The sequence below is a fragment of the Jeotgalibacillus aurantiacus genome, from assembly GCF_020595125.1.
In the GTDB taxonomy this organism is placed as follows: Bacteria; Bacillota; Bacilli; order Bacillales; family Jeotgalibacillaceae; genus Jeotgalibacillus; species Jeotgalibacillus aurantiacus.
The window spans coordinates 145,019-168,928 of the sequence record NZ_JACNMS010000003.1 but is presented as its reverse complement, the minus strand read 5'-3'; the positions used below and the strand labels follow the sequence as shown (position 1 = coordinate 168,928).

Annotated in this window: 26 protein-coding genes; 6 read left to right on the top strand and 20 right to left on the bottom strand. The window is 44.0% G+C overall.

The window, feature by feature from the left end:
• Nucleotides 1–54 precede the first annotated feature (54 nt).
• Complete coding sequence (locus H7968_RS10355) at nt 55–1,509, bottom strand: protein adenylyltransferase SelO (RefSeq protein ID WP_227396080.1); 1,455 nt, start codon at nt 1,507–1,509, stop codon at nt 55–57.
• A gap of 138 nt (nt 1,510–1,647) precedes the next feature.
• Here H7968_RS10355 and H7968_RS10350 point away from each other — a divergent pair, with 138 nt between their 5' ends.
• The 4 genes from H7968_RS10350 (at nt 1,648) to H7968_RS10335 (ending at nt 4,814) form a co-directional block, all read left to right on the top strand.
• Nucleotides 1,648–1,908: a DUF4190 domain-containing protein gene (locus tag H7968_RS10350; RefSeq protein ID WP_227396079.1), complete on the top strand. Its 261-nt coding sequence runs from the start codon at nt 1,648–1,650 to the stop codon at nt 1,906–1,908.
• 208 nt (nt 1,909–2,116) lie between these two features.
• Complete coding sequence (locus tag H7968_RS10345; protein ID WP_227396078.1) at nt 2,117–2,809, top strand: response regulator transcription factor; 693 nt, start codon at nt 2,117–2,119, stop codon at nt 2,807–2,809.
• Nucleotides 2,787–4,289, top strand: a complete 1,503-nt coding sequence (locus H7968_RS10340) for a HAMP domain-containing sensor histidine kinase (protein ID WP_227396077.1) — start codon at nt 2,787–2,789, stop codon at nt 4,287–4,289. The genes H7968_RS10345 and H7968_RS10340 overlap by 23 nt, the downstream gene beginning before the upstream one ends.
• Before the next feature lie 138 nt (nt 4,290–4,427).
• Nucleotides 4,428–4,814: a hypothetical protein gene (locus tag H7968_RS10335; protein WP_227396076.1), complete on the top strand. Its 387-nt coding sequence runs from the start codon at nt 4,428–4,430 to the stop codon at nt 4,812–4,814.
• On the opposite strand, the gene H7968_RS10330 is transcribed toward H7968_RS10335, so the two are convergent.
• The 9 genes from H7968_RS10330 to H7968_RS10290 form a co-directional block, all read right to left on the bottom strand.
• A complete protein-coding gene (locus H7968_RS10330; protein WP_166805891.1) occupies nt 4,759–5,103 on the bottom strand; it encodes a carboxymuconolactone decarboxylase family protein in 345 nt (114 codons plus the stop codon). The two genes, H7968_RS10335 and H7968_RS10330, sit on opposite strands and share 56 nt — an antisense overlap.
• Nucleotides 5,104–5,218: 115 nt before the next feature.
• Nucleotides 5,219–6,355 carry a low temperature requirement protein A gene (locus H7968_RS10325; protein ID WP_227396075.1) on the bottom strand — a complete coding sequence of 379 codons (1,137 nt, stop codon included), beginning with the start codon at nt 6,353–6,355 and terminating at the stop codon, nt 5,219–5,221.
• Nucleotides 6,352–6,930: an NADPH-dependent F420 reductase gene (locus tag H7968_RS10320; protein WP_227396074.1), complete on the bottom strand. Its 579-nt coding sequence runs from the start codon at nt 6,928–6,930 to the stop codon at nt 6,352–6,354. Before H7968_RS10320 ends, H7968_RS10325 begins: the two co-directional genes overlap by 4 nt.
• Nucleotides 6,927–7,646, bottom strand: coding sequence for a type 1 glutamine amidotransferase domain-containing protein (locus H7968_RS10315; RefSeq protein ID WP_227396073.1), 720 nt, complete (start codon nt 7,644–7,646; stop codon nt 6,927–6,929). The genes H7968_RS10320 and H7968_RS10315 overlap by 4 nt, the downstream gene beginning before the upstream one ends.
• A 96-nt stretch (nt 7,647–7,742) precedes the next feature.
• A complete protein-coding gene (locus tag H7968_RS10310; protein WP_227396072.1) occupies nt 7,743–8,078 on the bottom strand; it encodes a winged helix-turn-helix transcriptional regulator in 336 nt (111 codons plus the stop codon).
• A gap of 64 nt (nt 8,079–8,142) precedes the next feature.
• A complete protein-coding gene (locus H7968_RS10305; RefSeq protein WP_227396071.1) occupies nt 8,143–8,916 on the bottom strand; it encodes an alpha/beta hydrolase in 774 nt (257 codons plus the stop codon).
• Between the two features lie 33 nt (nt 8,917–8,949).
• Nucleotides 8,950–9,699 (bottom strand): class I SAM-dependent methyltransferase, encoded by a 750-nt coding sequence (locus H7968_RS10300; RefSeq protein ID WP_227396070.1) that lies wholly within the window; start codon nt 9,697–9,699, stop codon nt 8,950–8,952.
• Nucleotides 9,700–9,759: 60 nt separating this feature from the next.
• Complete coding sequence (locus H7968_RS10295; RefSeq protein ID WP_227396069.1) at nt 9,760–11,001, bottom strand: MFS transporter; 1,242 nt, start codon at nt 10,999–11,001, stop codon at nt 9,760–9,762.
• A gap of 128 nt (nt 11,002–11,129) precedes the next feature.
• A complete protein-coding gene (locus H7968_RS10290) occupies nt 11,130–11,723 on the bottom strand; it encodes a hypothetical protein (RefSeq protein ID WP_227396068.1) in 594 nt (197 codons plus the stop codon).
• Between the two features lie 138 nt (nt 11,724–11,861).
• Between H7968_RS10290 and H7968_RS10285 the strand changes: the two genes are divergently transcribed.
• Complete coding sequence (locus H7968_RS10285) at nt 11,862–12,179, top strand: hypothetical protein (RefSeq protein WP_227396067.1); 318 nt, start codon at nt 11,862–11,864, stop codon at nt 12,177–12,179.
• Nucleotides 12,180–12,302: 123 nt separating this feature from the next.
• Here the strand turns inward: H7968_RS10285 and H7968_RS10280 are convergent, their stop codons facing one another.
• The 10 genes from H7968_RS10280 to H7968_RS10235 form a co-directional block, all read right to left on the bottom strand.
• Entirely contained in the window at nt 12,303–12,470 is a 168-nt protein-coding gene (locus H7968_RS10280; protein ID WP_227396066.1) for a hypothetical protein, read from the bottom strand.
• A gap of 10 nt (nt 12,471–12,480) precedes the next feature.
• Complete coding sequence (locus tag H7968_RS10275; RefSeq protein WP_227396065.1) at nt 12,481–12,909, bottom strand: NUDIX domain-containing protein; 429 nt, start codon at nt 12,907–12,909, stop codon at nt 12,481–12,483.
• 79 nt (nt 12,910–12,988) lie between these two features.
• Nucleotides 12,989–13,816, bottom strand: coding sequence for a carbohydrate ABC transporter permease (locus tag H7968_RS10270; protein WP_134376162.1), 828 nt, complete (start codon nt 13,814–13,816; stop codon nt 12,989–12,991).
• Nucleotides 13,817–13,831: 15 nt separating this feature from the next.
• Entirely contained in the window at nt 13,832–14,731 is a 900-nt protein-coding gene (locus tag H7968_RS10265; protein WP_227396064.1) for a carbohydrate ABC transporter permease, read from the bottom strand.
• Nucleotides 14,732–14,806: 75 nt separating this feature from the next.
• Nucleotides 14,807–16,060: an ABC transporter substrate-binding protein gene (locus H7968_RS10260; protein ID WP_227396063.1), complete on the bottom strand. Its 1,254-nt coding sequence runs from the start codon at nt 16,058–16,060 to the stop codon at nt 14,807–14,809.
• Nucleotides 16,061–16,083: 23 nt separating this feature from the next.
• On the bottom strand, nt 16,084–18,192 hold the full coding sequence (locus H7968_RS10255; RefSeq protein WP_227396062.1) for an amylo-alpha-1,6-glucosidase: 2,109 nt from the start codon (nt 18,190–18,192) through the stop codon (nt 16,084–16,086).
• Nucleotides 18,193–18,270: 78 nt separating this feature from the next.
• Entirely contained in the window at nt 18,271–19,275 is a 1,005-nt protein-coding gene (locus H7968_RS10250) for a LacI family DNA-binding transcriptional regulator (protein WP_227396061.1), read from the bottom strand.
• Between the two features lie 139 nt (nt 19,276–19,414).
• Complete coding sequence (locus tag H7968_RS10245; RefSeq protein WP_227396060.1) at nt 19,415–19,861, bottom strand: AC76 family protein; 447 nt, start codon at nt 19,859–19,861, stop codon at nt 19,415–19,417.
• Nucleotides 19,862–20,183: 322 nt separating this feature from the next.
• Nucleotides 20,184–20,966 (bottom strand): putative hydro-lyase, encoded by a 783-nt coding sequence (locus tag H7968_RS10240; protein ID WP_227396059.1) that lies wholly within the window; start codon nt 20,964–20,966, stop codon nt 20,184–20,186.
• Nucleotides 20,967–20,980: 14 nt separating this feature from the next.
• Nucleotides 20,981–21,829 (bottom strand): hypothetical protein, encoded by an 849-nt coding sequence (locus H7968_RS10235; protein ID WP_227396058.1) that lies wholly within the window; start codon nt 21,827–21,829, stop codon nt 20,981–20,983.
• 450 nt (nt 21,830–22,279) lie between these two features.
• On the opposite strand from H7968_RS10235, the gene H7968_RS10230 reads away from it, so the two are divergent.
• Nucleotides 22,280–23,599, top strand: a complete 1,320-nt coding sequence (locus tag H7968_RS10230) for a hypothetical protein (RefSeq protein ID WP_227396057.1) — start codon at nt 22,280–22,282, stop codon at nt 23,597–23,599.
• Nucleotides 23,600–23,910 lie beyond the last annotated feature (311 nt).

Genomic DNA, 23,910 nt, shown 5'->3' with positions numbered 1-23,910 from the left:
AAAAAAGCAAGGCCGGCACCATACCCGGTTCCGGCCTTCAAAATCATATTCACTTTATGTCCCGCAATAAGTCTGATACCCGCGATCCGGATCACCCGGACGACAAAAAGCAGGTTCTTCAACGCGGTATTCATAAGGATTCGTAACTACTTCAAGCAGCTTCTCCACTTTAGATAGATCTCCTGACTCGGCCGCTTCCAATGCTTCTTCCACAAGGTGATTACGTGGAATCACGGATGGATTAGCGGACTTCATTAAGTTCTGGACGTCTGAAAGTGACTGTTCCTGACGATCGAGTCTTGCATTCCACTGCTGCAGCCATTCATTAAAACCTTCATCTGATTCAAGTCCTGTGTTCTCCTCCAGCGTCAATGCGCGGAATGTATTTGTATAGTCCGCTCTGTGCTGTTCCATGAGCTCCAGTAAGCGGTTTGCGAGTGCAAGGTCTTCTTGCTCTTCATTAAACAATCCAAGCTTGCTCCGCATCCCGCTCAGCCAGTTTTCCTGATAAAAGCCGGAATATTGTTCGATGGCCTGCTGGGCTAGTTTGATGGCCTCATCCTGATCTTCATGCAGAAGTGGAATCAGGCTTTCAGCAAAGCGAGCCAGATTCCAGCCACCGATATGCGGCTGATTATAATAGGCGTAGCGGCCGTCACGGTCAATGGAGCTGAAGACCGTTGCCGGATTGTACGTATCCATAAAGGCGCATGGTCCATAATCAATCGTCTCACCACTGATGGTCATATTATCTGTATTCATGACGCCATGAATAAACCCTACGTGCTGCCATTTAGCGATCAGAGCCGCCTGACGTTTGATGACGGCCATCAGAAAAGCAAAATAAGGGTTTTCTTCTGATTTCAGTTCAGCGTAGTGCCTTTCGATTGCATAATCAGATAATGACTGAAGCGCTTCTTTGCCTCCCCATTTAGCGGCGAATTGGAAGGTTCCTACCCGTAAATGGCTGGCTGCAACGCGTGTCAGGACCGCCCCCTGCTTCACGGTTTCACGGTAAACGGGCTCTCCTGTTGCCACAACGGCAAGACTTCTCGTCGTTAAAATCCCAAGGCCATGCATGGCTTCGCTGATGATATATTCCCGAAGCATCGGACCAAGTGCAGCGCGGCCGTCTCCACCTCTGGAATAAGGGGTACGTCCTGAACCCTTTAATTGAATGTCAACGATTTGACCATTCGGCTTCTTTTGTTCTCCAAGTAATAAAGCACGGCCGTCTCCAAGCATATTGAAATAGCCGAACTGATGCCCGGCGTAAGCCTGTGCAATCGCCTGTTCTGAAGCCACATTGCCAGCCAGCCTATTCAAGTTTTCGTCCGAACGTAAGCCTTCAGGGTTTAACCCAAGCTCCTCTGCCAGCCTGTCATTTACTAAAACATAGTCAGGGCTGCTGACCTTATTTGGTTGAATGTGCGAATAAAAAATCTCGGGCAGCGCTGTGTAAGTGTGTTGAAGCGACCAGCCTGCCTGATGCGTAAAATGCTGTGTCATAGTCTCTCCCCGTTCCGGTTTGACATACAGGATTAATGTGTCCTGTTTGCTTTATTATAAACGGATTGTCCGCAATTACTAAATGATTGAAACAAATCGATGCTTAAATCGTAGGGTAAAGTAAGGAGCTGATTAAAGATGGATGTAAAACAAACGAACAGTAACTCGATTGTCTCGCTGACACTCGGGATTCTTTCTCTACTGATCCCCCTCATCGGACTGATCCTTGGTATCGCCGGCGCAATCTTAGGTGTGAGGGCATTATCTCAAATTGTTGAACATAACGGACTAGGTAAAGGACTGGCGATATCGGGGATTATCTGCAGCGGATTAGGGCTAGTGGGAAACCTTGTGCTCGTGCTTAGTTTTGTTGCCTTTTTTATGGTTGGCAGTGCATGAATTCAAAAAATCCGATACCCGTTTAGGTTGTCGGTTTTTTTGCGTTCATGGCGGTCACTACGGTAATGGTTGGACTAAAAAAATCTAAACCCTGAACTTCTTAAGAAATTCTTCATATTTCCCCTTCCCATTATTTAAGAAATTGTATTTATACTTACAAACAACACCTGAAAATGACATGCTATACTTCGTGAGGGGGGAATCTTGAATGAATAAACACACAGTATTAATTGTTGATGATGATAAAGAAATACGGGACGGAATTGAAATATATTTAAAAAACGAAGGATTACAGGTGATAAAAGCCCAGGATGGGTTAGAAGCGCTGGAGCAGTTAAAAAAACAAAAAATACATCTTATTTTACTGGATGTCATGATGCCTAATATGGATGGCATAACAGCTACGTTTAAAATCAGGGAAGAACAAAATATCCCGATCATTATGCTGAGTGCGAAGAGTGAGGATACAGATAAAATACTTGGTCTGCAAATTGGGGCTGACGACTATGTGACAAAACCTTTTAATCCGCTTGAACTGATTGCAAGGGTGAAATCTCAGTTAAGACGGTTTGTCACCCTCGGTCATTTTGAAGACCAGACACATGTGATTAAACTGAATGGTCTTGCACTTGACCCTGAAGCCAAAGAAGTCAGCGTAGATGGTGAGACTGTCAAATTGACGCCAACCGAGTTTCGGATTGTCGAATTGATGATGAGGCATCCGGGACGGGTTTTCTCCATTAATGATATTTATGAACGTGTCTGGAAGGAACCGTCCTATAACGCTGAAAATACAGTGGCAGTCCATATAAGAAAAATCCGGGAGAAGATTGAGATTGATCCGAAAAATCCAAGATATTTAAAGGTGGTGTGGGGAATTGGATACAAAATTGAGAGATAAATTAGCGATGATTTTTTGGCTGTTACTATTGTCATACGGCACGGGTGGTCTGTTCAACGCATGGTCATCACTGTGGTCCATTCCATACTTCTCTGCATTTTCCTGGATCTTTACCGGCGGTGCGGCGATGGCTCTGGCTATTGTTTTCATTTGGTTCAACAATGCAAAGCTAACAAGGCAATTGTCACCTGAAAAATGGCAGCCTTTTTATGACCGGATCCCGCTGGATGCTGCATTGATCATTGTTCTTATTTCATGGGGTGTTTGTCTTGACCATTTCCGGTCTTCAAACATATTGGACATAAACTACGTGAATACTTATTCTTCAAGCTTTATCTATTACTTTGTGCATGGAACTATTGCGTTTTCCTTCAGCTTGTTTCAATCTGTTTTTCTATATCGGAGGTTGAAGGCTTTTTCAAATTGGCAACATGATGTAAAAGCATCACTTTCTTATCGCTTGTGGAAGATTGTAAGCGAAGCCTTCGTTCGACGTCACCTGGCTTGGCAACTTTTGTTTCTCGCCCTATCCGTAGGGGCTTCAGGTGTATTTGTTGTTGGCGTATTAATTGAAGCGCAATTTTTTATCTTTTTATTGCCTTTGTTTATACTCTCCTGCTTATTGATGCTTTTCATGTTTAAAAGAATCGGTTACTTAAATCAGATCGTGACGGCTTCCGAACAGGCCGCTCAGGGCAATCTTCAGCAGAACCTTCCTGTAAAAGGAAAATCCATTTTTGCCGAGCTCGCTCAAAATATCAACACAATGAAGGATGGTGTCCATGTTTCCAGACAGGAGCAGGCAAAAAGTGAGCGTTTAAAAACAGAGCTCATTACAAACGTCAGTCACGATCTCAGGACACCTTTGACATCTATCATGACGTATACTCAGTTACTGAAGGATCAACAGTTACCCCAGGAAGAGCAGCGTAAATATGTAGACATTATTGATCAGAAATCGAAGCGCCTTAAAATGCTGATAGAAGATTTGTTTGAAGTATCTAAAATGGCGTCAGGCAGTGTCGAACTCATTAAATCAAGGATAGATATAAATCAGCTGCTTGAACAGGCACTTGGTGAGCATGATGATGCCGTCCAGCAGTCCTCAATCCAAATCCGCGTGTCGAAACCAAATACGCCAGTGATGGCATTTGTAGACGGACAGAAGCTGTGGCGGGTTTTTGACAATCTGATTGGAAACATCCTGAAATATTCTATGGATCACACACGTGCTTATATTCAATTAGAGGAAGATCATCATCAGATAAAGCTCACATTTAAGAACATTTCCAAGTTTGAACTGAGTGATAATCTGGATGAATTGTTTGAACGTTTTAAACGTGGGGATGAATCCAGACATACAGAAGGCTCCGGACTCGGCCTTGCTATCTCAAAATCCATCATTGATCTGCATGAAGGAAGAATGGATCTTACAGTAGACGGCGATTTATTCAAAGTCACCATACTGCTAAAGAAATGAACATCCGGACAAGCGCAATGAAGCGTTTGTCCGGATGTTTTGTTTATTTTTCTTGATTTAAGAAATTATTAAGAAAAATCGTTCCTTTTCATTCATTTTCTTTCGTTACACTGAGAAAAAATGAAAGGAACGATTTGAATGTCTAAAGCACCTGTTATGATCATCTTATCCGGTTTTCTGTTACTTTGCCTGATTCACCCGCCATTTCTTTATACTGAGAAGCAGCTGTATGTGATAACAGACAAATACATATCGAAAGATCAAATTGACTATACAGAGAATACTTCGGCCTCAACTAAAATCATTCTTTACCCGCTAAAAGATAAAGCTACTGATGACATACTGGCTTTGCCGACTGACAGTAGTGATCACCTGGTTTGTATTCCATGGATTCGCTGGGCTGAAGCAAAGCTACTGACAATCGCCCAAGTATTCCACACACCTCATCATCCATTGTCAGAGGTAATCATTAATGCCGAAGCTGCTTCAGCATCTCCAGCCCCATCGTCACACCATGGCTCATAGATGAACCGCCGCCATATGCAGCTGCCACCATCATCGCTTCATGAATCTGTTTATCTGAGCAGTCGTGTTCAATACATTGATCCATATGATACACCATGCTGGATTCGTCTCCGTCTGTGACGGCAATGGCAAGCGCGATTAAATGCTTGTGAGCGCGGTCGATCTCACCGTCCTCAAAAGCTTTTCCGGTAAATTGGTTGTACTCATGAATCGCAGACGGCATCTCCTCATGCACGAGACTAATCCCCCGTCTGTAGCGTTCAAGTATTTCCTGTGCGTTGATTTGCATGTTCATACCCCTTTCGTCAATGAATGAGGTTAGTTTTTCCTGATAGCGTGCGGATTATGTAATAACAAACGATCGGGCATGACAAATAAAAAAGCCCGAAAATCATTCCGGACTTTCAAACTTCCTGCACTCGTTTTAAGTGCTTCACCCAATAATACATCCCCTGTAAAAGCACTGTGAGCAGGACAAGAAGTGTGATCGTGATCAGTGCGTATACCGAGTCGATCCATAAAAAAGCGCTGATTAAGCCAAGGCCAAGAATGACTCTTGCCTGAATAAACCGCACCGTCATCCTTCGGGCAAGCGCATCCTTTCTCCCAACGAGCCCTGTGCCTCCCGTTGTCAGTAAAAACAGCAGCACCGCGCATAAGAATAAAAGCTGGGCATCCTGCTGGCCATCTTTTAACCCGACGAAAGACGAACGCAGTAACAGCAGGGAAATCGCAATCCCCCAATTCCACATTCCCCACCAGTAAATGTGCCAGGCAGTTGGCTGAAACAGGCGGTAAATGACCTGGTCATAGTAGATCCAGTAACAGAAAACAATGAGCAGAAACAACGCAATCGGAAGAAAGAACCCTGAGCTGCCACTTAACACATACATCACACCCAGCACACCTTCTCCTAGAATCAGCATCGTAAACAGTCCGAACCGTTCAGGGAGATGATTTTGGGTCAGGGCAGGCAGCTTTGTATGGGATCTTAATGTAAGCAGCGTTTGAAACAGCTCAATCAGTAAAGCTGCCGTGACAAACCAAATAAAAAAGTCAGTAAGGAAGCCTATGCTTACCAAAAGCATCGCTGCACCATGCCCGAATATCAGGATTTTCAACGTTTGCCGTTGCGCTTCATGCTCCATATTGACCGTACCCCACATGACTAAAAGCCAGATTCTTGAGGCAAGAAAGGCAATCCAGAACCAGCCAAAGTGTCCTTCTGTCAAACCATGAACCGAATAAGCAAACAAGCCAATCGGAATCATTAAGACAATAATGAGCACGCGATGACGGGACGTATTTTCCTCGTAGCGATCCGAATAAAAAGTGACACTTCTCCAGACGATCCACGGAGCTGTAAACATAATCAGAAACCAGTGAATCGTTCCGATCAGTCCATCCTGCAAATGGGCTTCCACGTAATGAATGGATTCAGCCAATGACGCAATAAAAACCAGATCAAAGAAAAGCTCAATCCACGATGCCTGCCGGTGACCGGTTGTCTCACTGACCCTGGGACGGCTCCACTCGCTCATAACCGTTTGAACTGGAACACAAAATCACGCTTTTTGCGTTCCTTGACAGCATAATGAATCCATAACCAGGCCAATGATTCTAGCTCTTTTGCGAGTGACAGTCCATGCAGGGTATGTGTATCAAATCCCGCATCCTCAGAAAGCTGATGGATCACTTCAAGACTTTCTGTGTGATTCCCGGCTACAAACATCATCGAGCCATCAGGGTTTCGCAGATTTTCTGCCCCTGTCTGATTAAAGGCTTTTACTACATGTGCTTTAGGCTGTTTTTGCTGAAGTCGTTCAGCTCCTGATAACCCGTCCGCATGGTCTACGCCTGAAAAGTCAGGTTTAATCGGATTCGTGACATCCACCACAATTTTCCCCTCAAGCCGTTCAAGCTTTTCCATCAATCCAAGAGCAGCCTGAAAAGGAACTGCGAGCACGATAACCTCTGAAACATCCACTGCATCCTGCTGCGAAAGATCTCCCTCTTCAGGGTTTCTAGATCCGAATACTACTTCATGACCAGCCGCTTGAAACCGCTCTGACAATGATTTTCCTACATTCCCTTTTCCGAGTATACCGATCTTCATGACGCCACACCCTCCTCACGAAAGAACGAAACAAGAAGCTCCGCCACTTCTTTGCCCGATTCCTGCTGTTGTCCTGTAATCAGGTTTCCATCCCTCACTGCAAATGAAGTCCATGGTTCTTTTTTATGAAAGTCTGCACCAAGCATAACGGCCTCTTCTTCTATTTTAAACGGCATCACTTTTAAGCCGGCAGCCTGATCTGCGAGAGCTTCCTCTTCATTTGTAAAACCGGTCATTTTTTTGTCCTGTACAAAAGGACGTCCATCCTCATTGAGATAAAGCAGCAGCGCAGTGCCGTGACACAATGCTGCACTTGGCTTTCCAGCCGTATAAAAGGAAAGAAATGCATCCTGAAGATTTTTAGCCTCTTTGAATGTAAACATCGGCGCCTGACCACCAGCTACAATAATGCCGTCAAAGCCTGACAGATCAAGGTCATTAATCGCAGGTGTTTGTTCAAGCATGGCCAGAAAAGCCGGATCATCCAGATACTTTAATGACAGCTCATCATGCTTCGAATACCCGCTCTCATCTCTTGGATTACTGAGTGCATCCCACTCCACTTTTCCACCTTCCGGACTTGCGATTGTCACCTCATATCCGGATTCTTTTAACGTATGATAAGGGTGGGTCAGCTCTGACAGCCAAAATCCAACCGGCCATCCCGTTGTCGTTGAAACAGCCGGATTAGACACAACCAGCAAAATCGTTTTCATTAAAAAAACCTCCTCATAAAAAGTGACAGGATCCTGTTAACTCGATCGTATCACCTTTTAAAAGAAGGACAAGTACGCACTTTCAGGTAAGTAGCCTCACACAGTTTCAGTTTTATACTTCAGCCCCCACTGCTGGAGGGCAACCAGAATTTCCTGAAGCTCTCTCCCTTTTTCAGTCATCTCATACTCAACATGAGGCGGGTTTTCATGATGGTCAATTCGAAGAATAAACGCTTCCTCCTCAAGCGACTTCAGTGTTTCAGACAGAACCTTGTGACTAATGCCATCAATCAGTCTTTTCAGTTCACCATAACGGCGGTTTTTCCCCATAAGATGCCACAGCACCAGCACCTTCCACTTTCCCATAATGACATTCATGCTTAACTGAACAGGGCAGGAAAACACTTCCTCACGATAATGAAATTCAGCCATTTTGGAGCCTCCTCGCACGATCTTTATGTACCTTAATTATAAAGTAAAAATCATTACGGAAACATCAGGTATATAAATACCCCAAAATCCCCGGCAACCTCTTCTTCCAGGCACCCTCGTTATGAATCGCTCCCTCCACCAGCTGAAACTGATGCGGGACGCCTTTTTCTTCAATGATCTTCCTCATGCTTTCATTCACTTTTACATAAACGTCAGGACCAAACTGACCTGTCCATTCATCTGTGCCCGTGTCAAAGTAAAAACGTTCTACAGCAGATAGATCACTTTCTCTTACTAATGCTTCAATGTTCGCCTGACAAAACCAATATGCATTCGACAGCGCAGCCACCCGTCTAAAAACGGTCGGATAACGGGACATCGCATAGGTAGAAATCAATCCGCCAGCCGAGCTTCCAGCCATGGCAGTCTCGTCCGGAATCGTCCGGTATTTTTCATCGATCAGCGGCTTCAGTTCATGAACAATGAAGTCCGCATACGCCGCGCCTTCACCGCCGACCTCTAAAGATAGCTCAATATCCAGCCCCTTCTTAATGTCATCCTTCATTTCCCACGGAGAATACTCGTCACTTCTTTTATGTCCTTCAGGATTACAGTCAATTCCTACTACAATCAGCGAAAGCCCCGTCTTCTTGAGCGCCCCCTGCACATCCCAGCTTGTTCCGAAAAACGACTCTTCATCACTGAACAGGTTCTGTGCATCATGCATATACAAAACAGGATAGTGACGGTCTCCCCCCTGATAATCCTCTGGTAAATAAACACTGATTCTGCGTTGACGCTTCAGCTGCGTCATCTCGCAGGTAAATGATTTGATCATGATTGCTCCTCCTTTTGGCAAACTCAACTTATGTTAAACAGGCTTTGTTACTTTCACAATAAAAGTCGCCGGTACAAGCACAGCCTTTTGTACGGAATACCACTTTTCATGATCATCTGGATACTCCTCCGGCAGAAGTGGATCATCAATGATTTTCTCAACGATAAATCCCGCGTCAATCAGTGTATTCACATATGTACTTAGTTTTCTATGGTGAATCACGACCGTATTTTTCCACGCTTCATTGAGCTCAGGTCCTTCAGCTTGATACGACTTTTTCACTTGAAATGCCCCGTTCTCATAAGAAATCCGATCGTGCATCGGATGCTCCCAGCTGAAAATAAAAGTCCCACCAGGCTTTAAATAGCTGTGAATGTGGTCAAGCGTCTGTTTTAAATCAACCGTCCAGCCAAGCGCGTAAATGGAATAAACAATATCGAAATAATCTGCCGGCAGTCCGGGGTTCTTCTCCATTGGGGATTCAAACAATGACACACGAACCTGTTGATTTTCAAGCACTTGTCTCGCCGCTTCTATCTGAGCAGATGTCAAATCCAGTCCCCATAATTCTTCTGCACCCATTTCAGCCATATACTTAAGAGAATGACCACTGCCGCAGCCAATATCTAAAACCCTCTTACCACTTATTTCTCCAAACAATTGAAGCCGATCTTCAGATGGCGCAAGCGGACCAAAGTCCGGCAACGCTGCGCGGCCGAAAAAGCGTGGCGCTTCTCTTTCCCAGCTTGATTTATTCATTGATAATGTGTCTGATCTATTCATATGGTCCCACCTTAAATTGTCTGATTCTATACTTTTCAAGAAGATTGTCATGATCTCCTTTTATAATTTGCCGAAATGGTTGTTTTCTTTTGCCGATGCTGCCTCAACCTCCACAACACGAACCCTCTCCACCTTTACAAGCCCTCTCACACACCAAAATCCAATTATCAAAAAGACAGCGATCATTCCGGCAACGCCGATCCAGCCAAATCCTGACCAGAAAAAGCCGCCCAGTGTCCCACCTATGCTTGAACCCACATAGTAAAGAAACAGGTACAGAGAGGATGCCTGTGATTTATGTTGAAGCGCACGTGCACTCACCCAGCTTGTCGCAACTGTTTGACTGGCAAAAAATCCGAATGCATAAAGCGTCAGTGCCAGCACCTTGCTCAAAAGGGAGCCTTCAAGAGAAATCAGCAGACCTGTAAATGAAATGAGCAGGCTGATCAACAGCATTTTCTGCCGGCCAAACTTCTCTACTCTTCTGCCCGCCCAGATCGAGCTGTACATCCCGATGATCATAACGATAAACAGCCAGCTGACCAGCGCCTGACTCAGATCGTATGGCGGCTCAGTCAAGGCATACCCCATATAATTAAAAATCGCTACATTGCCTGCCATGATGATAAAGCCGATGCCAAATAAATACCGCAGACCCGGATCCTTCAGATGGTTCATGATAGATGATACCAGGGTGCCAACATGCATCGCTTCAGACTCAAACTGTTCAGATGATCTAAGGTTTAGAGTAAAGATAACAGCTGATATCAGACCTAAAACGCCGATGGCAGCCATGGCAAATTGCCAATTCAGCCAATCTGCCACAACGCCTGAAAAAACCCGTCCAAATACGCCACCAATTGCATTTCCACTTATGTATAGCCCCATGGCCACACCAAGGCTGCGGGCATCCATCTCTTCTCCGAGATAAGCCATCGCAATCGCGGGAAGCCCTGCAAGCGTGATCCCAAGCAGCGTACGGAAAACAAGCAAAGTCGTGAAATCCGGACTGAAGGCTGTAAGAATACACAGAATTGAAGAAGCCACCATGCTGATGCTCATAACCGGCTTCCTACCCCAAACCTCTGACAACGACCCGAAAATAATCAGACTGATCGCAAGTGTAATCGTGGTAATCGATAAAGAAAGACTCGAAACTGCCGGTGATACTTGAAACTCCTCTGAAAAAACAGGAAGCAAAGGCTGCGTACTATATAAAATCGCAAACGTATTAAATCCCGCTGCAAAAAAGGCAAAGCTCGTTTTTCTAAAAAGCGGTGTTCCATGACGAATCAAACTCATGATGCGTACCACCTTTAAAATAAATTTACAAATTAATGGTAGCACTAAATCATGTTGAAGTATATTGAACCACCCTTTAACAGCAAAAAACCGGCTACCCTTTTGAGGTAAACCGGACGTGATTTTACTTAATCCAGCTGATCAGCCGGATGCCATTTTAAAGATCGTGCTGTCTGCGCCTGACCATCTAAATAACCATACTTATACAGCGCATTCCCGTCCTCATCATAGGCCACAGCATTCAGCCTTTTTAAAGGAATGTCCTGATCGAGCACAATCGTAGTCAGTTCTCCCTGCTTCACTTCTTCTTTTTTCACTTCTTCCCCTTCAGTGACTTCTATGTATGAAATCTGGTCATCGCTGGACTGGAAGGTGAAATAGGTAAATTCTTTGGTCTCACCTCTGTAGTTAATGCCACCAATGGTATAAATAGGGGACTCCCGATCATCATACGGGACATAAGTGGAGGAAATACTTGAATAGAAAAATTCCTGTTTTTCAGATATGACGGCACGATAAGCCTCTCTCAGGTCACTTTTGAATAGAAAAACGGTCACGCCATCCATCTCGTACTCATCCATTAACTCATAGTCCTCACTGATATGCTCATTCAGCTCTGCAGCACCAAGTGGCGTCAGCCTGTAAGCAGTCAGGAAATTAGCCATAATGACCAACCCCGCAATTAATACCCCTACAAATAAAACACTCTTAATTTTGAACATTGCATTCCTCCATATTTGTTATTTATTACCTCTATATTACCACATAAAATACCGTTTTCTGAAAACTTTTTTTGATTTTTCATTGAAACTTCCCTCAGGTGAAACACGTCTACTCTGCTATAAAAGGAGGACTGCTTTATGGAAATATATGATTTTCAATATATGATCTTGTTCACCTTGCTGATGGGGATGGTAGCCGTTTGTGTCAGGCTGATCGTGACAAAAGAAAAACAAGCGGTCAGTACATTCACGCTGATTCTGACTTCTTTCGTGACCTTTTTCATCACAGTCTTTAACCTGATTATTGCCGGATATGTATCGGATGAAATTGCTTCTGGCGGAGATCCTTACTTAATGATCCTGTCTTTTTTCGTCATGTTGTTCATTCCAGTGAACTTCGCACTCTTTATTGGACTGAAGAAGCGTGGACGTTCAACTGCACGTATAGATATTTAACATGATCGGGTCGGGTCCTCACGATCCGGCTCGATCAGTAAGCTATGTTGCGGATTCCTGAACAGTTCCCTCTAAATTTCCTGACAAAAGTGGCACTCATCCGGATTCCATCACTCGTGACACTTATTCAATCGTTTGAAAATTTTTATCCATCGTTTCAAAAAATATTTCAATCGTTTCAGAAATTATTTCCATCATAACCTGTTCAACCCTGGTTTTTCCCTTCATTAACTTCCCCGATTCAATCACTTCAACTCCGAATTCAATCGTTTCAAAAATTATTTCCATCACTTCGAAAAATTCACATGCCTTTCAAAACTCCAGCCAATCCCTCCGGATACAGCACTCGATCCCCTGAAACGCATTCCTCAATCGAAATCCACACCGCTCTGCCACCAGTTTTATCTATAATGCTATACTCAGATTTCCCAGCAGCTTCATCATCCTGAAATGACACAAGGTAAACCTGAATAATTTCATGTCCCATCTCTCCATCAACCAAAAATATATTCTCCAGACAAGTCACATATTCATCGATCAAAATCACATATCCAAGCTCTTCCCGAAACTCCCTCACAAGCGCTTCATCAGACCTTTCGCCAAACTCAATAGAACCACCCAGAGGCCGATAAAAATATTCACTGCCTTTTGCATGCTCTTCCTCGTATTCTTCAAGCAGCAGCTTCCCATCCTGAATCATCAGTCCAAACACCTTTGCTCTCGGGTACAAATAAATTCCTCCTTTAAAAAGAAAAAATGACTCCTAAAAAGAGCCATTTTCTCCATGTTACCATATATCAAACAAACGTTTATTTGCCTCCTGTTAATGACAGTCCTTTAATAAAGTACTTATTGAAGAACGCGTAAATCACAAGGACTGGAAGCGTAAAGACCATTGATGCCGCCATGATGTAATTCCAGTAGCTGACGAACTGACCCTTGAACGTGTTAAGACCGAGTGGCAGGGTGTACATGCTTGAGTCTGTCATGATGATTAGCGGTCGCATGAAGTCGTTCCAGAAGCCCATGAAAACGAATATCGCCTGGGCAGCAAGCGCAGGCTTTGCAAGTGGGAGCACGACTTTGAAGAAGGTCCCGATCCGACTCAGTCCGTCAATCGCAGCTGCCTCTTCAAGCTCCTTCGGGAAATTCACGAAGAACTGACGCATCATAAAGATGAAGGTTGCGTTGATCATAGACGGTACAATCATGCCCTGATAGCTGTTCAGCCAGCCAAATTCACGGAGAATCAGATAGTTTGGAATCATCGTCACCTGTGCCGGAATCATCAGAACAGCAAGGATAATGATGAAGAGCCCTTTTTTCCCTGGGAAAGATAGTCTCGCCAGTGCATAACCCGCCATCGAATTAAAAATCAGATTTAATCCTGTTCCGACGGTAGCAATAAACACACTGTTAAACATCCAGCGTGGAAACAGCTCCTCCTCTATAAAAATTTGGCGATAATTATCGAGCGTGAAATTTTCGGGAATAAAGGTAATCGCACCACTGACAATTTCAGATAAAGGCTTAAAGGAAGATGACAGCGCCCATAGAAATGGAATCAGTGTAATAAGCGCATAAAGGCTAAGGATTCCGTACAAAATGATTCGTCCAATGCTCGTTTTTTTCTTCACATCAATCCCGCCCTTCTAATAAAGATTTTCCTCTTTTGAAAACTTGCGCTGAAGTAGCGTCGCAATGAGGATGACAATCGCCAGCATAAAGGCAATCGCTGTTGCGTATCCCATCGTATCAAGCGTCTTAAAAGCATACTGGTAAATTAACAGAACAACAGTTAGGGTTGAGTTATCCGGTCCACCTGAACCCCCTGAGAAAATATAAGACTGGTCAAAAAGCTGGAACGTGCCGATGATCCCCATAATCACAACAAACGAGGTAATCGGCTTTAAGTGCGGAACCGTAATGGACCAGAATTTACGAATCGGCCCTGCCCCATCCAATTCTGCTGCTTCATACAATGAATCCGGTATATCCTGAAGGGCTGCCAGATAAATCACCATAAAGAATGGTGCCGTTGCCCAAATATTCATTATCATAATTGCCGTCAACGCAATATTAGGGTCTCCAATAAAATCATAGGTGGGCAGGCCGAGCGTTTCTAAACCAAAGTTAATTAATCCTTCCCGATTGTACATCCACATAAAAATTAATGTTAAAACGGCTGAGGATGTCAGCGTCGGCAGGAAGTAGACAATCCTGAAAAACTTTTCACCCTTCATTCCTGCATTTAACGTTGCTGCAAGAATAATTGCAAGAACCGTTTGACATGGCACAACAATAATCACGTATTTAAATGTATTCCACAAAGCAATCAATGCTCTGCGATCATCGAAAACCCGCTCATAGTTAGCAAATCCCACGAAGTTAAAGGCTGTTTCTCCAAGTAAACGAACGTTATGAAACGACAGGAAAACAGCATAAAAAATCGGTCCAAGAATAAAACAGGCTAATACGAAAAGGGTTGGAGACATAAAGAAATATCCCTGTCCCGCTTCCTGCAATCTCTTTCGGCTGTATTTACGGTTCATCTTATGTCACTCCCATTTCAAGTAAGAAGCTGACGATTACTTCGTCAGCTTCCTCCTTTTAAAAGTTACGGCTGATTAATTATTGGCCTCAATTTCGCTGTTTGCCTGTTCCTCTGCTTCTTTTAATGCTTCATCAAGTGGACGCTCACCCAGAAACGCACTGACAAACTGGTTATTGAAGTTGTTTGTGATCGTTGGAAGATTTGTTCCATTTGCCCAGACTGTTGCATACTCTGCACCTGCTACAAGCGGACCGCGCAACTCATCATTGGCATAACCGAGCTCTTCAGCAACTGATTTACGTGTCGGAAGAGCGAACCCTTTACTTGTCCATGTTTCCATTCCTTCTTTACCAGTCAGGTACTCAATCAGCTTCCATGATGCTTCCTTCTTCTCAGAGGCAGCATTCATCACATAAGAAACCGTAAACGCCATCGTGCCTTTTTCACCGTTAATCGTTGGTACTTCCGCTGTTCCGTATTCCAGCTCTGGGAATGTTTCTTCTAAGTAAGGGATATTCCAGTTCCCTTCGATCACCATTGCCGCACGCTGTTGACCGAACATATCTCCACCTGATGAGGCACCGACTTCTGATGGTTGCGCAGATGTTTTGTCTACGTTGTGCTGATCAATAACTGGCTGAAGGGCTTCAATGACCTCATCACTGCCGAAGTTCGCCATATTATCCTCTACGACACTTCCACCAAGTGATTCGGCTACAAAATACTGACGTGCAAGCTCAGGTGCTACACCATATCCGTAAACGCCATCCTTTGTAAGCGCTTTAGACACTTCCATCATTTCTTCCCACGTTGTCGGCACCTCTACGCCAGCCTCTTCAAACATCGTTTTGTTGTAGAAAAGAGCGAGTGTAGAGTAATCCTTTGGAAATCCGTAAGTGACACCATCTTTCTGGAAAGCCTCCAATAGCGGGGCTTCAAAGTCCTCCACATCAAATTCTTCCGTTACATAGTCATCTAAAGGTTCAAGTACGCCTGTTTCAATCATTGCCGGTGCTTCAAAAGCGTCCAGATAAAAAACATCAGGGCCTTCCCCGCCGATCAGCCGCGTTTTCATCACGTCCATATACTGATCTGCAATGACCTCAAGCTTGACATCAATATCCGGATTTTGCGCTTCAAAATCATCCAATGTCTGTTGCAGCAGATCCTGCTCAGTCGGATTCCCTCCCCAGCCTGCAAGCGTAATTGTTGTTTTACCACCCTCATCAGAAGAGCCTTCCCCACCATTATCAGAGCTGCACCCCGCTAATACGCCTCCTGCTAAAAGTGCTGTTACACTCATTGAAACCATCCATTTCTTGTTCATGCTTATTCGCTCCTTTTCCCCTTTTAATGTGTTTGTGCCGTTAAACGATTTTCGATGTCAAAGCCTGTTGTATTCTTCACAATGTCGACATTCACTTTGTTTCCAACTCGTTTCACATTCAGCGAAAGAACCCCTTCACCCACCTTCAGTTGATCGATTTGTAACTCATCCATGGAATCAAGTAATACAGGGTTAATGAAAATCCTATTATTTAAGCTGTCAGGGAAAATCCCTAACAAGGATTGAATAAATGTCAGAGGTGTTCCGGCAGCCCACGCCTGTGGCGAGCACGCAACCGGATATGGAACCACTTTATTCAGTGATGCATCATAGCCGCAGAAAAGCTCCGGCAGACGATCATACTCAAAATGTCTGGAGGCCTCGATCAGCCCATCAATCACCTGGTTCATTTGTCTTTGATGACCAAGCTTTCCCATGCCGAGCAGAATCATGCTGTTATCATGCGGCCACACACTGCCATCGTGATAACTCATCGGATTATAACCGGCTTCTCCCACAGCCATTGTCCGGATCCCATATCCTGAGAACATGTTGTCATTTGTCAGCTGTTCAGAGACTCTATTAGCTCTTTCTTCTGTCAGAATGCCTGACTGTAAAAGGTGACCGGGATTTGATGTGATCGTTCCCACCTGTTTTTTATGTTCATCTAATGCGATGGCGTAAAATTGTACATCTTCCATCCAGAAATCCTGATTGAACTTTTCTTTCAACTGTTCTGACTGATCTCTCAATGCTTCTGCACGCTCGGATTCACCCAGCCTCTCAAGAAGTGTGGCAATACCCGTTTTCGCCTGATACACATATCCCTGAACTTCACTTAATGCAATTGGAGATTTTGCATAATCACCATTTCGGTGAACAACCGAGTCACCGGAATCCTTCCAGCCCTGGTTGGCAATCCCCTTTGATGCTTCCTGATGATATTCAACAAACAAATCACCATCACGGTCTCCATATTGATCAATCCATTCAAGAGCACGATCAATATTGGAACGCAGCTCCTCTGCCAGCTTCAAATCCCCCGTCCAGTTCACCGTTTCCACGAGAAGCATCAGAAACAGCGGTGTGGAATCAACACTTCCATAGTAAGGAGCGAAAGGAATTTGATTTGTGTTCGCAAGCTCTCCGTAACGAATTTCATGCATGATTTTCCCGGGCTGCTCATCTCTCCATGCATCCACCTTCGTTCCCTGGTAATGCGCCATCGTGCGCAGCGTTCCTTTTGCCACCTCTGCATTGAAAGGCAAAAGCTGAAGGGCAGCGATCAGACTGTCACGTCCAAATGGAACGCCAAACCATGGAAGACCTGCGACTGGAAATGAGCCATGTCCAACGTCTGTCAGCAGCACTCTCAGATCGTCTGTACCACGTTGAATCAGTTTCTCCAGCTGATGGTGGTCTGTTCTGATTCGCGGTAATGAATCATTCCACTGCTGGTAGGAATGCTGCAGTGCTTTCAATGCGCTTTCCTGATCCGTCACCTTACTTGCCTCATCCTGTTGAAGCGCTTCCACAGTGAACGTCAGCTCCTTCGATTCCCCATGCTTTAATGTCCAGGTAAAATCGACCGTCCCTCCGTGCGCATTGCGTTCCGGCTCGTTCCAGCTGATCACAGTTCTGCGGTTGATCTGATCAGTTCCCTCATAGGTAAAAGTAATACTTCCAGGCTCTGAAATCGTGGAGCCCTTTTTTCCAACCTTTCCATTTTGAAAACCTCGTACAATGAACATATCCGCAAAATCAGCATCTGCTTGAAGGCCAAGATTAAAAGTAACTTCCTTCGGAAAATAGCTGGTTGCCTTTACCGTTTCATATAGAACATCATCATGAATGAATCTTGTCCGCTCAAGCTGAATCGACTCGCGCCAAAGAATCAGCTCGCCATCTCTTTCCTGATGAGGGTTCGTTAGCAAAATCGTTGATCGATAATTTTCACCGCCATCTGAATGCAACGGAATCGGTGACTCGCCGTTGATCAATAGTTTGAATTTACTTAAAAACCTCGTGTCCTTTGTGTAGAGCCCAAGCTCATATGTATGATTAGGAACAATATCTCCCTTTTCATCAGTCAGTAAAAACAAATCGTTTTCTTTGATTACTCTATAGTTCATAAAAGCCTCTCCTATCAAGATCCGAAACGTTTCGGATTTAGTCAAAAAAAGAACCCAAGCTTATCTTGCGCCGATAAATTATAGACACTGTTGGCTTGAGTCGCGAATCATTAGTTCGTGTTTTACAATTGTCTTTCCAGGCTGCTGTCCCTCGAGCATGCCGATCAGCATTTTAGCCGCTTCATAACCTAGTCCGTGCGTATCCTGTGAAACCGTGGTTAGAGCAGGTGTTACATATTTAGCAAGTAAAATATCGTCATATCCGACGATCGACAAGTCTTCAGGTGCACTTTTGCCGAGTTCCTTTAATGCTGACAAAGCTCCGATGGCCATTAAATCACTTGCACAGAAAATTGCAGTTACATCAGGGTTCTGACTCATTATATTCAGCAAGCTTGCTCTCCCGCCTTCTTCAGAAAATCCTCCATCTTCTACCTGAAGCAGCTTCAGTCCAGATTCCTTTAATGCTTTTTCAAAGCCAACAAGACGCTCTTTACTGACAAATGCCTGATCATGCCCATTAATCATGGCGATCTTTTGATGACCAAGCTCAATCAGATGCTTCCCTGCTTCGTAAGCTCCGGCAATATTATCTGTCGAAACATATCCGGTTTTTGGTCCGATTTTCGGGATATCGACCAGCACACATGGGATATCTGCATCGATGATTTCTTCAAGGTAAGGATCATCCGTTTTAATCCCCTGGATGACAACACCGTCTACCTGACGTTCACGGCACAGCTGATGATAAGTCTTTTCACGCTGTTTTGAGGAATTCGTATTGAACAGGACGATGTCATACTCTGTTGTAGAGGCAAAGTCATTGACCCCTGCCAGTACATTCAGCATAAAATTATCCTTCAGACTTTCCCTGATAAATCCTGATACGAGTAGCCCAATCGTTTTCGACTTCTTCATGACCAGACTCCGGGCAATCGTGTTAGGGGCATAATTTAATTGTCTTGCTGTTTCTACAATCTTTTTACGGGTCGCTTCGTTTACATCCGAATACCCATTTAGGGCACGCGAAACAGTTGTTACGGAAACGCCGGCTGTCTTTGCAATATCTTTTATAGTCGTCATTTCATCACGCTCCCGAAACGTTTCGGATTAATTGATTTGAATTATAGAACATCTTGTAAGCGATTGCAACAGGTTTTTTAAAAGGGATATTCATTGCCAATGAAAAAGCGACCCCAGTTATGAGAAGGATCGCTCTTCGTTATGGATTTATTTCCACTATTCTCTTCCCGTCAGCTGTCACCATCACAGAAACATTTTTCCCATCTTCATTCACTCCTGAAAAATAATAAGCAGTGTGAGGATGAAAAGGGTTAATCCGGTCTTCCCATCGTTCTATCATTAACGGCATATTCCCTCTGTCTGTGATGTCAACCAATCCATATTCCTCCGCAGCCGTTGACTCCGCCTCGACATATGTAACCTGTGGAATGGAAAATGAAATGACTACGATCAACATCAGGAAAAATAATAGATGGGTTTTCCATTTTTTCTTCTCAATGAGATAAGGAAATAAGATACAGTAGCTGGACAGCACCATCACAATCGCATTTAACGGCCCTGTATTGGCATAGTACCAATCATTGATGACAACAAGCACGAGAAATATGATGATCGAAATTAAAATACCTGGCCCGTATCTGTGCATTTCACTCCCCCTATCCCTAATTCAGCACACCAACAAAAAAAGCCGAAAATACAAAACAAAATAGAAACATGGTCAGCCAGTCACGTCTTTTAGTCGTTTTAAACATAATATTTAAAAACGATCCAACCGCAAACATAATTACGAATATGATCAACACAGTGAATGAACTTTCATCCCAAAACAAATGGCATCCCCCCTTTTGTCATTAACTGTTAACTTAAGGATACCATTCATTCTAAAATATGTATGGATTTTTTGGTGGTGTTTTAAAACAGAAGAACCCCCTTGTTCTCAACAAGGAGGTAATTCCATAACTGTATCTCTACAAAACTGAAAACTCTTCGTTCTTCAAATCTGTGATAAACATATGCCCAGGCGAATGTGTGATCATAAGCTCAGGTTTTACGTGCATGGCGATGGCCTGCGGTGTAACACCACACGCCCAAAATACCGGAACTTCGCCTTCTTTGATCGTGACGGCATCACCAAAATTGGGCTGATGGATGTCCTGTATTCCGATTTTTTCAGGATTTCCGATATGGACCGGTGCACCATGCACAGACGGAAAACGGCTCGTTACTTGAACGGCACGTATCGCTTCCTGCTCGCTCATTGGGCGCATGCTGACCACCATCGGCCCTTGAAAGCGCCCGGCTTTCGTACATGCAATATTCGTTTTATACATCGGTACATTACACTGCTCTTCATGATGACGAATCGGAATCCCGTTTTGCAGAAGAGCCTCCTCAAACGTAAAGCTGCATCCAATTAAAAAACCAACCATATTCTCATCCCAAATGTCAGAAACGTTCTCGCACTCTTCCGTCATCTCACCATTTCGATAAATGCGGTATTTCGGAATATCTGTTTTCAAATTGGCATCGGGTGCTGCGAACCGGGCCGAGATTTCGCCTGCTTCTACTACATCAATAATCGGACACGGCTTCGGATTACGCTGACAAAACAATAGAAACTCAAACGCCAGATCCTTTGGCAGTACGGCAAGGTTTGTCTGGATATAGCCGTTTGCCAGTCCGGCAGTCGGCTTTGTCCATTCATTTACACGAATCATTTCTCTGATTTGCGACGGTGATAATTGCTTCATGATGCTCCCTCCGTTTAAATGACAGATAAAAAGGCTAGGAGTATAAAGAACCCCAAAACAAAGGCGCTGATCAATCTGCCTCTTTTACGCTTCTTCAACTTTTTCTCATGTAATTCATTCAATTCATCAATCGATAAATCATCATTGACCTTTCTAGTCCATTCTCTGTGAAGGATTTCACTCGCCTCAACGATATTACTGTATGCTGACGGCTTAAATAACACTACGTTCTCATCATTCAGGAGATGCTGGTGCCTTTGTGTACGACTATACCATTTTTTATTCGCATAAAAGTATAACAGTTTTGATGAATAAGAAATGGGGACTTCCTGTTCTTCAAAAAACTTCACCCACTGGTCGACTGTCGTCATATCATTTTCAGCCATCAGCATTTCAACCAGATCATTGTCCGTTACAACAGCAATCATTGGAGCAGTCACTTTAATCGTTCTTGGAGCATTGCCATAGTCATAAAACTCCCTGCTCGGCCTCGTCACGATCCTGATAATGTAAGGCAGCATCACGACTCTATTAATATCCGAGATTGGAAAAGAATGTTCTCTTTTCCGCTGCTTTTCTTCAATTCGATAGGTGGTTCCGTAAAAGTGACCGTCTCTTACTTCATAATGAGCATGATGCTTCTCTTTCCAAAACACCTTTTCCGCATGCCGGATCGTCAACCAGTTCAGCCAGCCAAACAACGGTGTCATCCACGCGATAAACCAGATCCATGAGGCCTGATAGATAAAAAACAACACAATAGGCAACAACGTGACCGCACTTAAAAATAAAATCGCAACTCCAAACATAATCACATATGCCACAGAATAAAACGTATCTGTTTTCGGTTCCTGATAATACATAATAAGTTCACCTCGGTTATTCATTACGACTCTTATATGGGAATGTTTCACTCATTCCATAAATGAGTGCTTTGGTCGCATCGCATTACATAATGAACTAATACCCAATTTCAGGATAAATAGTCCTGAGGTTGAACGAGATTGTATTGATTTTCGTTCATACATGTACGAAATAGACCTTAGGTTTGCAGGGCTCTTGTCGCTAAATGACGTTGGTTAACGGGGAGTGTGAGTGTGGCTGGAGCCGGTTTTCAGGATTCCTTCACTCTTAGAAATCCTTTCTCATTGGCAGTTCGCCTTCTTACTTTGATCACTCAAACTGCATCACTTATCTTTTATTCTTCTGACCAATTCCATGCATTTTTTGATTCCTGCTTGCATAAACTTTCTCTAGCGTTTATGATGTAAATCGTAATCGTTATTATTTACATAGAAGGAGTGCTAATACGAATGAATCGTTTTTTAATCGTGCTGTGGTCTGTCCTGGGCACACTCATTCTTGCTGCCTGTAACACGAGTGACACCGCGCAGGAAGAAAGTCCGGAGACAAGCGCGTCACAAGCAGAGGAAGCAACGCAGTCAAACAAAGAAGAACATGAGGAAGACGAGCACCACGATCATGAGCACGCCTCAAGTCATGCACGGCTTGCTGTCTCTCACGAAAATGGTGTATGGATTATTGACAGCGAAGGTTATGAAGCAACAGAATCCTTTGATACAAAAACATCTGCGATTCGTCTCGCAGCGGACGATCGCCACCTTTTTGTGAGTGATCGTGAAAGTGGCAGCGTAAAGCTTTTAGATTCTGGTGTCTGGTCTGAGGCACACGGTGATCATGCCCATGATTACGTGGAAGCTCCATCCCTTTCTACTTTTGAATTAATCGGAGATGAACCTACTCATTTCGTTAATCACGGAGGCTATTCTGCAATTTTTTATGATGGCAGTGGTGAGGTTCAAGTATTCGATGAGACTGCCTTTACAACTGAAAACGAACTGACACCGGTCACGACCATTCAGGTTGCACCTCATCATGGTGTGGCAGTGCCGCTGCCGGATGGACATGTTTTAGCGTCTTACACACCTGAAGATAACCCTCAGCCACTTCCGGAAGGCGTAGCACTATTTGATGCAGCCGGCGAAGAAGTAGAACGTTTTGCGGGATGTCCAGGCCTTCACGGTGAAGCATCCGGCGGTTCCGGCGACACTGAAACGATTGCCTTCGGCTGCGAGGGACAGCTGCTGATTTACAGCGTAACTGAACAGGAAGCGATTGAAATTCCTTTACCTGATCAAAACGCACGCGTCGGAACACTAAAAGGATTAGATAACGCTGACTACATCGTCGGTAATTACAGCAGCGAGGAGAATCCCGAATTAAATACACATATCTCCATTCTTGATTTAAACGAACGTTCCGTAAGTACAGTTGACTTAGGTACGGAATACGTTGGCAGCATGGCGATGGACGAAGAACACGCTTATGTCCTTGGTAAGGATGGTGAGGTTTATACCGTTCATTTATCGACCGTGGAAATCGAAGGAAGCATTTCTTCCATTGAACCAATCGCACCATCTGAAGGGCATGGACACGGCGCACCAAGTCCATCTATGTCACTCGTTGAAGGAAACCTTTATATTACAGACCCGGCTGAGATGAACCTGACACTTGTTGATCTTGCTCATCAGGAAGTTGAGGTAGTAAAAACATTTGAAACTCCGCCAACTGCGGTCATCGCACTGAAAAAAGGCGAAGCGCACGACCATTAATCCTGTTCCCCCCTAAATTTATATAAAAAACGGATCCTGAAAAAGGGTCCGTTTTTATATGGAGGATTGCAGGATGAGGATAAGCTGGAGATGGATGGCTGGATTCCTTTACTCGTGGAAGTGATTCAGTCCTTCCAGATTTTTATCCTTTCTTATCAGAATTTTATTCGATCGTTTGAAAAATGTATTCCTTCACTAAGGTCTCCTGACCGCATAATCCCTTCATTACAGTCTCCGAATTCCTTCACTACCGGACTTAATCCCTTCACTTCAGCAATCAATTCCATCACAAGTCATCTTCACAGCCTATT